This window comes from Streptococcus humanilactis (assembly GCF_019448275.1).
GTDB classification, from domain to species: Bacteria; Bacillota; Bacilli; order Lactobacillales; family Streptococcaceae; genus Streptococcus; species Streptococcus humanilactis.
In genome coordinates this window covers 248269-261823 of the sequence record NZ_JAHXBZ010000001.1, presented here as the reverse complement: position 1 = coordinate 261823, position 13555 = coordinate 248269, and the positions used below count along the sequence as shown (strand labels likewise).

15 protein-coding genes are annotated in these 13555 nt (G+C 37.4%); 3 read left to right on the top strand and 12 right to left on the bottom strand.

Annotated features, from left to right (window positions below; all coding sequences use genetic code 11):
* Positions 1–128 precede the first annotated feature (128 nt).
* From KV696_RS01270 to KV696_RS01245, 6 genes are all read right to left on the bottom strand, one after another.
* Entirely contained in the window at positions 129–1820 is a 1692-nt protein-coding gene (locus KV696_RS01270; protein WP_049535247.1) for a lactose-specific PTS transporter subunit EIIC, read from the bottom strand.
* Positions 1820–2137 carry a PTS lactose/cellobiose transporter subunit IIA gene (locus tag KV696_RS01265; protein ID WP_172935166.1) on the bottom strand — a complete coding sequence of 106 codons (318 nt, stop codon included), beginning with the start codon at positions 2135–2137 and terminating at the stop codon, positions 1820–1822. The genes KV696_RS01270 and KV696_RS01265 overlap by 1 nt, the downstream gene beginning before the upstream one ends.
* Positions 2138–2172: 35 nt before the next feature.
* Positions 2173–3009: a PRD domain-containing protein gene (locus tag KV696_RS01260; protein ID WP_219966627.1), complete on the bottom strand. Its 837-nt coding sequence runs from the start codon at positions 3007–3009 to the stop codon at positions 2173–2175.
* Between the two features lie 305 nt (positions 3010–3314).
* On the bottom strand, positions 3315–4037 hold the full coding sequence (locus KV696_RS01255; protein ID WP_033683558.1) for a class I SAM-dependent methyltransferase: 723 nt from the start codon (positions 4035–4037) through the stop codon (positions 3315–3317).
* Entirely contained in the window at positions 4015–4719 is a 705-nt protein-coding gene (locus KV696_RS01250; RefSeq protein WP_000451779.1) for a methyltransferase domain-containing protein, read from the bottom strand. Before KV696_RS01250 ends, KV696_RS01255 begins: the two co-directional genes overlap by 23 nt.
* 3 nt (positions 4720–4722) lie before the next feature.
* A complete protein-coding gene (locus tag KV696_RS01245; protein WP_000820329.1) occupies positions 4723–5637 on the bottom strand; it encodes a DMT family transporter in 915 nt (304 codons plus the stop codon).
* 195 nt (positions 5638–5832) lie between these two features.
* Here KV696_RS01245 and KV696_RS01240 point away from each other — a divergent pair, with 195 nt between their 5' ends.
* The 3 genes from KV696_RS01240 (at position 5833) to lacB (KV696_RS01230) (ending at position 7420) form a co-directional block, all read left to right on the top strand.
* A complete protein-coding gene (locus KV696_RS01240; RefSeq protein ID WP_001239965.1) occupies positions 5833–6309 on the top strand; it encodes an RrF2 family transcriptional regulator in 477 nt (158 codons plus the stop codon).
* Positions 6310–6461: 152 nt separating this feature from the next.
* Positions 6462–6890 (top strand): galactose-6-phosphate isomerase subunit LacA, encoded by a 429-nt coding sequence (lacA, locus tag KV696_RS01235; RefSeq protein WP_000864630.1) that lies wholly within the window; start codon positions 6462–6464, stop codon positions 6888–6890.
* 11 nt (positions 6891–6901) lie between these two features.
* Positions 6902–7420: a galactose-6-phosphate isomerase subunit LacB gene (gene lacB, locus KV696_RS01230; RefSeq protein WP_000684751.1), complete on the top strand. Its 519-nt coding sequence runs from the start codon at positions 6902–6904 to the stop codon at positions 7418–7420.
* Positions 7421–7744: 324 nt separating this feature from the next.
* Here lacB (KV696_RS01230) and lacD read toward each other — a convergent pair whose 3' ends face one another.
* The 6 genes from lacD to KV696_RS01200 all read right to left on the bottom strand — a co-directional run bounded on the left by lacD (position 7745) and on the right by KV696_RS01200 (position 13517).
* Entirely contained in the window at positions 7745–8725 is a 981-nt protein-coding gene (lacD, locus tag KV696_RS01225; protein WP_001229116.1) for a tagatose-bisphosphate aldolase, read from the bottom strand.
* Position 8726: 1 nt separating this feature from the next.
* Positions 8727–9656: a tagatose-6-phosphate kinase gene (locus KV696_RS01220; RefSeq protein ID WP_172922417.1), complete on the bottom strand. Its 930-nt coding sequence runs from the start codon at positions 9654–9656 to the stop codon at positions 8727–8729.
* Positions 9657–9666: 10 nt separating this feature from the next.
* Positions 9667–10182 carry a galactose-6-phosphate isomerase subunit LacB gene (gene lacB, locus KV696_RS01215; RefSeq protein ID WP_001216910.1) on the bottom strand — a complete coding sequence of 172 codons (516 nt, stop codon included), beginning with the start codon at positions 10180–10182 and terminating at the stop codon, positions 9667–9669.
* 148 nt (positions 10183–10330) lie between these two features.
* The gene (gene lacA / locus KV696_RS01210) at positions 10331–10756 is read right to left on the bottom strand and encodes a galactose-6-phosphate isomerase subunit LacA (protein WP_000029277.1); all 426 of its coding nucleotides are present in this window, start codon (positions 10754–10756) and stop codon (positions 10331–10333) included.
* Positions 10757–11046: 290 nt separating this feature from the next.
* Positions 11047–11943: an aldose 1-epimerase family protein gene (locus KV696_RS01205; protein ID WP_219966626.1), complete on the bottom strand. Its 897-nt coding sequence runs from the start codon at positions 11941–11943 to the stop codon at positions 11047–11049.
* A 98-nt stretch (positions 11944–12041) separates the two neighbouring features.
* Positions 12042–13517 carry a PTS galactitol transporter subunit IIC gene (locus tag KV696_RS01200; RefSeq protein WP_219966625.1) on the bottom strand — a complete coding sequence of 492 codons (1476 nt, stop codon included), beginning with the start codon at positions 13515–13517 and terminating at the stop codon, positions 12042–12044.
* Positions 13518–13555: the final 38 nt, after the last annotated feature.

Sequence of the window (13555 nt, the reverse complement as noted above, 5' to 3'; positions counted from 1 at the left end):
ACAAGTCACCGAATTGTGACATGAGGAGGTAAAAACGATATCTTTTTACCGACGAATTAACAAGGCGATTAGGAAATTCGCCATAGCGATTTCCGTAACGAGAGGAAACTATTTCATAGTCCCTATCGTTAATCGAATTGAGCTTGTACGAATGCTAGAGCACCTTTTCCATCACGGGTTAATTTGATGTATTGAGCGCCTTCTGTTTTCGCAAGTTTAATACCGAGTTTATCTGTTTCTGCTTTCATATCTTCAAAGTTTGAAGCAACTTGAGGGGCAAGGATAACCAAATCAAACTCTGGCAACATTTCACGGTGAGCACCATAACCACCTGCTGCTGCTTTCACAGGAACATTGTATTCTGCAGCTGCCTTATTCAAAGCATTTGCGAGAAGTCCACTTGTGCCTCCACCGGCACAGAGAACGAGGACATTTGTTTCTTCAGTAATTGTATTTTGAGCTGCATCGACACCCGCTTTCTCAAGAATAGCATCTGCTTTTGCAGTGTTGAAGTTTGCAGCAACTTTTTCTTTCAATTCGTCATTAGATTTACCTGAACGTTCTTCTTCAAGAATTTGTTCATCATAGACTTTAAGGAATGGGTAGTAAATGACTACGTCAACCACAATTAGAAGGGCAGCAAGAATGAATGATAGAACTTGGAAGTTAGTACCAAGAACTAGACCTAGTGGAGCTGGGGTTGTCCATGGTAGATTAGCAGTAAATGAGTTCATTCCAAGTGTTTCAATAAAGAATTTGAAGATCCATACGTTTGCAATTGGTGCAAAGATAAATGGAATGAAGAAGATTGGGTTCAATACAAGCGGTGCACCAAACAAGATTGGTTCATTTACACCAAAGAATGTTGGAACTACTGAAGCACGACCGATGGCACGGTTACGTTTTGATTTTGTTAACCACATGAACATGAATGGAACAACCAGTGTCGCACCAGTACCACCCATGGTAACGATAAACATTTGTGTACCAGAAGTAAGAATCTTGTCAGCGTGCATACCTTGTTGGAGAAGGTTCAAGTTGACTTCGGCATTTGCATAGGTAATTGCTGCGATAGCAGGTTCAACAATAGATGGACCATGGATACCAACAAACCAGAAGAAGGCAAAGGCACCAAAGATAATGGTAATACCAAGATAGCCATCAGCTGCAGAGAATAATGGTGCAAAGAATTTACCGATTGATTCAGCTACGCTTGCACCAACAAAATGACGAGCTAGTAAATCAAGAGCATAAAGAGAAACTACTGATAGAGTGAATGGAATCACATCTTTAAAGACTTGTGAGATATTTGGTGGAACTTCGTCAGGCATACGAATAGTGACGTTGTTCTTAACACAAACCTTATAGATGGCTACAGTAACAAAGGCAGCAAGGAAGGCTGAAAGCAAACCTTTTGTCCCCAAGAATCCAGTAGCTAGACCATTTTCGATAGGATCAGCTGCCAACATCAACAAACCAACAATTGCTGCCAAAAGTGTTGACATATAGTTGATTTGATTGGTTTTTTCCATGCTACGGTTTACTGAGTCGGTCAAGGACTTAGCTGTTGTACCAGCTACCAATAGAGCCAAAATCCCCATTGAATAGCTGTAAGGTTTCATGAGGAGATTAACAACATCATCAGACCATTTAAAACCCCATGAGTTTGGCACAAAAGCAATCAAGATAAAGATACTTGAGAAGAGAATAACAGGCATACCTGCAATGAAACCATCACGAATGGCACGAAGATAGATATTACGAGATAGCTTCTCAAAGAAAGGTTTTCCTTTCTCAATAAATGCAATTAATTTATTCATTACTTAACTCCTCTCTTATAGAGTTCAATTAAATGGTGCATCAAATCTTTTAACAAAATAGTTGTCATCAAGTGGTCTTGACCATGCATCATGGTCACACTATATGCTAAATCCTCACCAGAAGCTTCCTTAGTCAATAGACTTGTTTGAGCATGGTGAGCCTCAGCAATACAGCTACCAGCTTCCTCAACTAATCTGTCCGCTTTTTCAAAATCACCAGCTTCAGCAGCCTTCAAGGCTTCCAATAGTTTTGAACGAGCATCGCCAGCATAGGCTACGATTTCAAAACCTAACAATGTTACTTCTTCTCTATTCATGATAGAATTCTCCTTATATAGTTTTAAATAAATTTTTATGACAATAAACGTTGGATATGTAGAACTAGATAAACACGTTCACTTTTATACAAATCAATACCCGTATGTTGCGTAATCACATCATAGATCTTGGAACCAATCTCGAACGCTTTTGGATAGGATTGTTTGATGTGGTCTTCCATATCCAGAAGTGATTGGTTATCATCTCTAGATCTGTCTAAATAATCCAAGAAATAATTTAGATGTATCATAAAGCGATCATAGAAATGGTTATTCTCTTTGGTTCGCTGAATTGCATAGTCCGTTAAAACTTCTTCAACATTCCTGAGAATTTCTTTCCTCTTATCAATCGACTCCACAAGTTCCACTTCATTTTCACCTTCGGCATTAATGAAATGATAAGCAATCCGAATAATTTCGTCCTCAGGAAAATGATCCGCTAGCTTCTGGCTGTAAATTTCAAATGCTTCATTTGCGATTTGAAAAGCGACAGGATACTTAGTAGAAATATCTGGCAGATTACTATCCTTGTACCTTCCTTGTGCTAGAGCTTGGTAAGAACAGTAAATATGATCTGTCAAGGTTACGTAGAGATACTCTTGAATCGGATAATGATATTTCTTTGATAGCTTATCAATGATTTCATAAGTCACTGTGATAAAATCAAGCGGAACATCTTTGAGGAGAGCCATAAAGTTTTCTCTTGACTCTTCGGTCTTCATCCGAAAGATTTTCTCAACCTGCTGTTCAGCAATCAAATCTCCCTTCCTCTTTCCAAATGTAATCCCCTTACCAATCACAATCACTTCTTCTCCCTTATCATTTCTGACAAGCGAGACATTGTGATTCATTGGATTTAGAATTCGATACATGTCAACCTCCTTTTATATCTTAAAGGTATATGAGTACAAAAAATGACCACAAATGAACTAGAAAATCAGCCGATTTCTAATTCACCTGTGATCATGCCTAATATTACTTAGTAACACTCACCTTGTATTAACTTGTGATTTAAGTATAGCACAAGTAAGTTATTTTGTAAACCTTTACATGAAACTTTTTTTACTTTATTTGAGCATATTTTATCAAAAAAATAAAACAGTAAACAAAATTAGAAAACAAGTGTTTATAGCGCAGAAAATTTCATCTCAGTTCAAAAACAAGTGTACTAATAACTCTATATTTTTTTGAAAGCTCCAAACCAAAATCCATTATTCCTAATAAACAACTCATCACCAAAAGCTCTAGTATGTTTTGAACCGATTTCTAATTTTACAAGACGCATAGGAGCCAATAATTCAATTAACTCACTTTCTGTATAAACTCTTTCTAACATTGAATCTAGTTTTCTACGTATATAACCTTTTTCTAGTAAAGAATTATCAGGAATTGCATCTCGGAAAATTCCATCTTTCCGTGGACAATAAAAATAATACATTCCTCCTGTTTTCAACATCCTTTTCACCTCTGAAAAATAGTTCTGTCTATCTTTTTCATCCACTATAAATGTAATCGCAGACATTATATCAAATATAGAATCGAAATGGTTGTCAGGAAAATCTAAACCTTTACCTACATCTGTCTGTGTTATATGACAATTAAATTGTGGAAATGACTTAGTCAATAATCGTTTTGCACTATCAGCGGCCTCTTTTGTTAAATCTACACCACAATAAGTATCCGCATAATGATTTTCAATTAAATAGTAAAGATTCCTTCCAAAACCACAACCAACTTCTAATACCCTACACTCATCGTTTTGAGTAACAATTTGATTTCTCAAAGAAAAAATCTTTTGAACTGCATCATTAGGAACTAAGCGTGTCTCTGTTTTTGATGATTGGGCGTGTAATTCTTCCCATTTCTTGTGATTATCTTCATTTAAAACAAATGTATCCATTGAACTCTCCATATCTCATTATCGTTTCTACATGATGAAATCCAGCACTCTTTAACATTTCTTTATTTTCAGCATGAGTGTGGTTAATCATAACTCCCTCCAAGCTCAATTGCTTAGATAGAATTTCTTCTGGACTAAATCCATGTTCTTGCTTGAATTTAATATAATTGGAAACTATCAACTTATTTACCTTCGGATCTGTCATGATTTCTTTCTCAAATAGAATAAACGCTCCACCTTCAACTAACGATTCATGTATTTTTGATAAAATCTTTATTCTCTTGTCTGGGAGAATAAACTGAAGGAAATAATAGCTAATAATTAAATCGCTGGGTTCTAACCTGGCTTCCTCCACGGAGCTTGTTATAAATTCAAGCTCAGGAAATTTTGATTGTGCCACCTGATTCATTTCTGGAATCTCTTCTATCCCGATAAAACGAACTTCTTTTTTAGACTTGTGACGCTGGTATAATTTACCAATCAAATTACCCGTTGCAGAGCCTAGCTCATAACATAAGGAATGGTCACGAATAAAAAAATCGCTTAGATGACAAACAAGGTCATGTCCTTCATCATATAAAGGAATGGATTGTCTAACATGCTCATCAAAATGTTGAGCTACACCATTACCAAAACTCCATTGTGTTCCATTTTGAATAACAATATCATTTCCAACTTCCATAAACTACTCCTCTTCTCCCTTGACTTTCCAGTTTACTAATACCAATGCTAACACAACCATCGAACCACCAAGAACCAAATTCAATGTAAACGGCTCATGTAAGCCCATAATAGAAAAGATAGTTGAAAATACTGGAACTAAAAACAAGAAACTGCTAGCTACTGTTGCTCCCCTTTGTCCTAGACTATAAAACCACAGTCCAAACGAACCAACAGACGCAGGAATAATTAACCATATAAACCAAACCCAGCCCCAAAATCCTAAATTTAGAAAGTTATAACTTTCATGCACAGGTATTGAGAATATGTAAAGGAATACCCCACCTAATAACAATTGCCAAGCTGTAAATATCCATGGACCGTTATCAAAAGGAATTTTCTTGGTGACAACTGTATTGACCGACCAACAAAATGAACCAAGTAAAGCAAACAAAGCACCTAAACTAAACGCAGATACATCTAGTCCTATACAAGTAACAACTCCAGCCACACCTAATATTAATGCACTTATCTTCTGAATAGTCAATATATCTTTTAACAAAAAATGTGCTAAGAAAGCTAACCAAAGAGGATTCGTAAATAAGATAATGGAAGACATCGATGATGATACATCATGAGCTAGGGCAAGATTAAGAAATCCCATGGTTCCAGCTGTCTGTAAAATCCCGATAGTCACAACCAATATAAACCCCTTTATCTTACTACCTTGACTTTTAGGGATGATAGTCCCTCCCTTGCCAAATAAAAACGATAATACTAACATCACTAACCCAGCAATAATAAATCGAACACCCCCAAGTAATAATGGAGGAGTCTTTTCAACTACTATGAGATATTTCCCAGTTGGAAAAGACGACCCCATAAAAAGTGTGGTAAGTAATATAGAAATCAAAAAAATAAAATTTGAACCTCGTTTCATTTATTTCCCCTTCTTTTAAAAGATATTGATGATATTTTTTGTCTTTTATTCTACTCTTTTAAAAATGAATGTCAAGAGATTTATCAAAAAATTCCAAGATTATTTTTTTAAACTCCTATGTATTGAGAAAAAAACAAAAAAAGGCTATACTGGTAATTGTGGATAATGATTATCTTTTTATATGGAGGTACAAACATGCGATTGTCATCAGGTTGGGAACAGTCAGTCTATGTCTTACTCATGTTAGATCAGCTCCCTGAAGGAAAATATATCAATACAATTTCCTTGAGTGAACGGCTAGAAGTTTCAGATTCTTATTTGAAAAAAATTATAAAACTATTAGACAACGAAGGGTTGGTTAAATCCGTTAGAGGGAAAAATGGAGGCGTTGCTCTTTCTAAACCCCTCAGCCAAATCACCTTTTACGATGTATTTGTAGCTATAGAAGGAAAAAATCGAATCTTTGAAAGTCAAAATCTTCTAAAAAAATTCTTAGGCAACGAGGAAAGTAAAAAGGCTAAAAGATGCGTTGTAACCAACTCTCTTGATATTATTGAAAACACTTTAGTTGCAACCCTGACTTCTATTACACTCAGCCAGGTAGCCCATCAATCTGAGATTAACTATGATTTAACCGATATCAGAAATTGGGTCAATAAATGCCAAAACTAGCTGGAGAAAAAATTTTTCAGCTAGTTTTTATGAATCCTTGACAAATAATTTTACAAGGACTATACTATATTTGAAGATATAATATATCTTCTATATCGTCAACAATGATCTTTCATTGCATGCTTTTGGATAGCTAAAGAAAGAAGGTTCTTATGAAAGTTATTTTAGCTACTGACCAAGATGGTTTCCAACTGAAAGAAACCGTCAAACACTATCTGCTTCATTCTGGTTATGAAGTAATTGATCTCAACTCTACACAAGGTTCTGAGGATTTCGTTGATTCTACTGTCAATGCTATTACAGAGTTTAGAAAATATAAGCAAGCTCGCGCTATTCTTTTTGACAAGTTTGGACATTCTTTTATGCCTGCTAATAAGTTTAAAGGTATTATCTGCGCCGCTGTTTCCGATGAACACTCTGCCATGATGACTATTCGACACAATTCTACTCCAATCATTACAATTGGTTCTGGAATTACAGGTGATATTTTAGCAGTTGAAATAGTCAAAACCTTTCTTGAGCACAACTATGATGCTGGCCGTCACCAAGTTCGCATTGATATGCTGAACAAGCTCTGCTAGGAGGTATTCCCATGAAAATAGCTCTCGGTTGTGATCACATTGTAACAGATGTGAAGATGAAGATTTCAAAACACCTAAAAGAACAAGGTCATGAAATCATTGATGTTGGTACTTATGATTTCGTCCGTACCCACTATCCTATTTATGGTCGCTTAATTGCAGAGGAAGTCGTCAATGGACGGGCTGACTTTGGAGTTGCCCTGTGCGGTACAGGTGTTGGAATTGCTGTATCTGCTGATAAAGTTCCTGGAACTCGAGTTGTACTTGTCGGAGATGTTGCGACTGCTCGTTCCGCTCGTGAAAATCTCAATGCTAATATTGTTGCTTTCGGTGGTGCTATCCTAGGTATCAATTTCATTAACAACATTGTAGATGAATTTATCAATACCAAATACAAACCAAGTCCTGAAAAAGAGGAATTGATTGCGAAAATTGATAAACTATCTGAAGTGAGCCCAGATGTAGCTGCCAATGATCATATCTTCGATGAAGAGAATGCCAAGTGGGATCGTGGAGAATATCACGATTAACTTGCATTCCCTCTGATATATTTTATCTAATACTCAATGAAAATCAAAGAGCAAACTAGGAAGCTAGCCGCGGGCTGCTCAAAGCACTGCTTTGAGGTTGTAGATAAAACTGATGAAGTCAACTCAAAATACTGTTTTGAGGTTGTGGATAGAACTGACGAAGTCAGTTACATATATATACGGTAAGGCGACGCTGACGTGCTTTGAAGAGATTTTCGAAGAGTATAACCTTGAGGATAACTAACTCAAGGTTATTTTTACGTCATCAAAAAAGTCTAGAGATATTTCTATCCCTAGACTGAAGTTATTTTCACAATTTGAGTACTACACGCGTTCTTTCCATGAAGTCGCTGTTGTTTGAAGAACTTTATTGAGCTCATCAATGTTTTCAAATCCAGTTGTGCGAAGCCATTCACGTGCTGCTTCTTCACCATTTTTGATGTAAGCTTCAACTGATCCAGCCCATGTAGCACGGCCACAAAGAACTCCATTGAAGTTTGCACCTGATTCATGAGCAAATACAAGAGTATCTTGGAAAAGTTTAGCTGATACACCAGCACTCAAGTAGATATATGGCAAGTTAGTTGCTTCATCTTGTGCTTTGAAGAAAGCTGCTGCTTCTTCACGTGTATAAACTACTTCACCTTCAGCGAAGCCTTCAACATATTTAATGTTAACAGGAACTTCAACTTTCAAGACGTCAATGTTAAAGCGTGGGTCTGAGAAGACTTTCATAGCACCGATAACTTTGTGTGGTTTTACTTTCGCGTATTCTACAGAACCTGCATCAGCAATTTTTTCATCGTAAGCAAGGATTTCAAGGAAGAATGGGATATCTTCAGCCACACACTCAGAACCGATACGTTCGATGTAGGCTTGTTTTTCTTGATTAAGTTCGTCTGAGCTATCTACATCATAGTAAAGCAAGAATTTAACTGCATCTGCACCTTCTTCTTTAATACGTTTTGCAGACCAAACATCCAAGCAGTCTGGCAAACGTTTTGTACTTGTTGTATCATAACCTGTTTTTTCATAAGCAAGGAGAAGACCAGCTTTTTCATCAAGAGCTTTAGTCGCTGGAAGTCCATATTCAGGGTCAAGAAGCATTGATGAAGCGTATTTAGTCAATTCATCCGCTACCAAGACTTTGAGTTCTTCCATTTGAGCCACAGTTGGTTCTTCTGTTTGGTGTTGAGCCATGAGGCGTTTCAAAGCACCACGTTGGTCAAATGCAAGAGCTGAGATGATACCATTTTCATCAGAAAGTTTTTCTAAGCGTGCACGTTTTTGTTCTGTTAAAGCCATTTTATACCTCTTTTACTATTAATTGATCATATAGAGCTTGATAGTTGGCCATGTTGACATGACCAGTCATTTTTTCTTGAGCATTGAGCATACCAAGGACATTTGCCTTGATGAGTAATTCTGCATCTGATTCTTTATGAAGTAGTCCTGAAGAAATTCCTGCCACAGTAGAATCTCCAGATCCAACAGGATTCACCACCTGAATTCTAGGAATATCTACCTTGTAGAAAGTGTCACCATGTTTAGCAAAGGCACCGTTGGCACCAAGTGAAACGATAATCCATTCAATACCTGCAAACAAGGGTTCTTGAAGTACTTCTTTTAATTCATCCAAATCCTCAGAAACTTCTCTTCCAAGAAGCTGAGACAATTCCTCATTATTTGGTTTGATGACTGTTGGTTTATGTGGTGATTCAAGAACCGCCTGAAGTGCTGCACCAGAGCAGTCCAAGACAACAGGCTTGCCAGCTTGATTAGCAAGTTCTACCAAGCTCGCATAGTAATCAACTGGAAGACCAGCTGGAAGACTGCCTGAGATAGCTACTACTTCAACTGACTCCAATAGTTTTTTGAAATGTTCCAAAAAGTCTTGACCTTCCTGTTCCAATACTTCAGGACCTTTTTCAAGAACTTCTGTTTGGTTGTCTCCGTGGAGAATAGCGATACAGTTACGAGTTTCTCCCTGAATTGAGAAGAAATCTTTCTTTACTTGATTATCAATATTTTCAACCAAAAACTCACCAAGTTTGCCACCCACTAAACCAGTAGCAAGAACAGAATCCCCAAATTCTGAAAGTACTCGGGTAACATTGAGTCCCTTACCACCAGCCGTTTTGGTTACATCCACCACACGATTGACAGTATCAATCTTCAACTCATCCAAGGGATAGGAAATATCAATGGATGGGTTCATTGTGACTGTTAAAATCATAGGTTACCTCTTAGTCGTGGTATTCTCCACGATCCCATTTTTCAAGGAATTCAGTGAAGAAGTTTGCGTCTGTTTGTTGAGCATTGTGACTTTCAAGGTGTTCAATTTTCGCAATTAATTTTTTGTTTTCTTCAGATGGTTTGTATTCAGCATGGATGAAAGCTTCGATGATATCACACATAAGCAATTCACCAGTAATCTTACCACCAAATCCGATAACGTTAGCGTTCAATTGTTCTTTAGCATAAAGAGCTGTTGTCATATCACGAACCAAGGCAGAACGAACACCTGGGACTTTATTTACAGCGTTGTTGATACCAACACCAGTACCACAGATACATACCCCAAGATCAGCTTGACCGCTAGTTACAGCTTCCCCTACTTTTTTACCAAAGATTGGGTAGTGAGTACGTGTATGGTCATATGTACCAAAGTCAATGACTTCATATCCTTTTGATTTCAAAAATTCTGAAACCGCCATTTTTTCATCTGTTACGATGTGGTCACATCCAATTGCAATTCTCATTAGTTATTCCCTCCGATTAATTATATAAATCTAATATCATTTATCCTTACTCAAGAAAAATCAAGATTAGCTTAGGAAGCGAGCTGCGAGCATAACTGAGGTTAGCTAAAGTGAGCTGACGACAGATTATCTTGATTTTTGAAGAGTATTAGCACATTTTGTTCAACATATCGACCCGAATTTGGTGACGGCCACCATCGTATTTACCGTTAACAAATCCTTTAGCGATGTTTTTAGCCAATTCATCACCAACAAGTTGTGCACCCATAGTGATCATACGTGAGTTGTTGTGACCACGAGTCATATAAGCTGAACGTTCGTCAGATACTTCTGCAGCAACCATTCCTTTGATCTTAGTTGCGACCATAAATGGACCAGCTCCATAAGCATCAATCACAATACCAAGGTTTTGTTCTTCTTTGTTTACTTCTGCAGCAACAGCAAGAGTCACATCAACAAAGTCTTGACCTTCAGCTGTAACATCCACAACGTGGAAGTTTTCTTTTTCCAAGAAGTCTTTCACAACTTCTTTCAATCTCAAACCTGCAGCATCTGCACCGATAACAATAGACATATCGTATACTCCTTTTATTTTTCTAGGCTAGTAAAGACTTTTATAGTTAGCAGTTTACCTACAAAAAGCTTTCTAGCAGTTTATTGACAAATTGGATTGAATGAGATGAATGTCACCTTATTCAAGTTTAGGAAACCATTTCCCTAGAAATAATCCTTCTCTGCGAAAGAAAATATAACAAGTGATTATTTGTTTGTTGCAAACATCATTTGTTGCTTACAAACATAATATACTCCTATTCCCTGAAAAAGTCAACAGTTAATGTTTGTTTTTGTGTTTTGTTTTTCAATCTAAAAAATTTCGATATCAAAACCAATTTGATCCACTTGACCAGGTTCTAGGAGACGAACATTCTTCTTATCTTCTAGACGATCTCCTTCTTCAAGAGATGTTGACAAGCCAGACCATGGCTCAAAGGCAATGAAAGGGCTCTTATTCAAAGTTGACCAGATAATGAGGTTTGGAAACTCTGCGAAGTGCACTTGCAATCCCTTATCATGTTTACGAGAACGAAGGGCAATTGTTCTAGATTGCAATTCATCTAAGGTGACTGCATCTGTACTGAAAAGATCATAGCTGAGGTCTAATTCTTTTTGACCTTCTAGCCATGGACTTTTATCTTGGAAATCAAGCATCCCCGTTTCTGGAAAAGGACGTGGAACAGAGCAAGTCTCTTCTTTCTCAAACTCTATATAGTAATCTTCATAGACCTCATCATCCAGTAGAGGACAATTAAATCCTGGATGTCCACCAATAAAGTAAGGCATGACCTTGCTAGTTTCTTTATTAAAAATCTTGTATTGAGTCCGTACTGTCTTTCCAGTAAGGAAATAAGTAATCTCTAGGCGGAAATGATAAGGATAGTTTTGATAGCTATTCTCATCGTCTTCAATTGCAAAAGTTACACTCTTTTCTGTCTGTTCAACTAATTCAAATTCTTTCTTACGAACCAAACCATGACGAGGAATGTTTCCTTTGCTTTTCTGCCCATTCTCATCTATATAGACGGCTGTATCCTCTCTTAATGAACCACAAATGGGGAAAAGAACAGGAGCTTGTCCACTCCAATAAGTGGCATCCCCTTGCCACAAATACTCAAGTCCCTCAGCATCTTTTATAGAAGAAAGAGCTCCACCAAAACTGTTAAATTGAACTCTTAATTGTTCTGATTTTAATTCAATTACCATTATTTTCTCCGATTTCTTGATAGTTTATAAAAAACTAGGCTGTCACTCCTAATGGTATGACAACCTAGTTTCAACAATTTACATTTTATAGGAGCGCATTATTTTGCTTTCGCTGCGTACTCTTCGTTACGTTTGATCATTTGTTTTCTATACCATGCAAAGATACCGATGTAGAATACAAGGAAGACTACAGCACCAAGGATTGCTTTGATATCACCAGTTGTAGTGTTACCAATTGTCCAACCAAGAAGTTTTTCGATTGGTCCTTCAAGAGTTGAGTGAGTGATCAATTGAGTTTGGCTCACACCTGCTGGGAAGGCACCTACACCTTTAGCAAGTTCTGTTGCAAATGGTGCAATAAGTGTACCTGAAAGAAGGAAGAGTGGCAACAAGAGTGTTCCGAAGATGATCATACGGAGCAATTTACCACGAGTTACAACCAAGAGAGCTGGAGTAACACCCATAGCGATGATACCTGCAAGTGGCAAGATACCATTTCCGACTTTTGAAAGAAGTACAGCTTCAATCAACATAATTGGTGCAAGTACGTTAGCACAAGCCCAGATTTCAGCACGACCAGCGATGAATGGCCAGTCAAGACCGATGTTGAATTTCCGTCCTTGAAGACGTTTAGTAGCAACGTTTGTAATACCTTGTGACAGAGGTTCCACAGCGGCGATAAACCATGAACCGATAAGTGAGAATAGTTCCAAAGATACACCGGCAGTCAAACCAAGAGACAACCATCCTTTGATAACAAGACGCCATTTATCTGCATCTACAACCCCTTCAATTGGATGTGGAGTTCCCATAATACCGATAACAATACCAAGAATGAAACCGATAAAGAATTTAGAACCCCAGAAACCGATTTTCTTGTTCAATTTAGCAGCATCAAAGTCATATTTATCAAGACCTGGGAAGAATTTTTCAAAAATCTTATCCAAAACCATGATAACTGGGTTCATCATGTAATTCATGTGAGTTGATGTCATTGGTGATGAACTTGGTGCGTTAAGAAGGTCATCAAATGTAGGTTTCATCAAGTCAGAGTTGATAATTTTCAACACACCAACAAGTACGATAGCTGCTGTAGCAATCAAGAGTGAAACCCCTTGGCTCACACCATTGTTGTCAGCATACCATTTAATCAAAAGACCTGTGATAGACAAGTGCCAGATATCGAAGATATCGACATCAAGTGTATCAGTTTTCTTCATAGCAAGCATTACTACGTTGACAATCAACATGATAAGCAAGAAGTAAAGTGTCCAAGCAGATCCCCAAGTGATTGTTGCAAGTGGTGCCCAACCAACGTCAGTGATACTCAATTGGATACCAGTATTTTCAACGAATTTTGCAAGTGATGCTGAGAAAGCACCATTTAGCATACCGATGATAGCTCCGATACCTGTAAGAGCGATGGCAAGTTTGATACCACCTTCAAGCGCTTTGGAGAATTTCACTCCAAAAAGTAGAGCCAATATTGTCAAAATGATCAACATAATGACAGGACCACCCATATCTAAGACGGGTGTAAAGACCTTTTTGATTAGGTCAAAGATTGCATCCATAACAGTTCCTCCCTTTTTATGTTATATGAATGTTAACA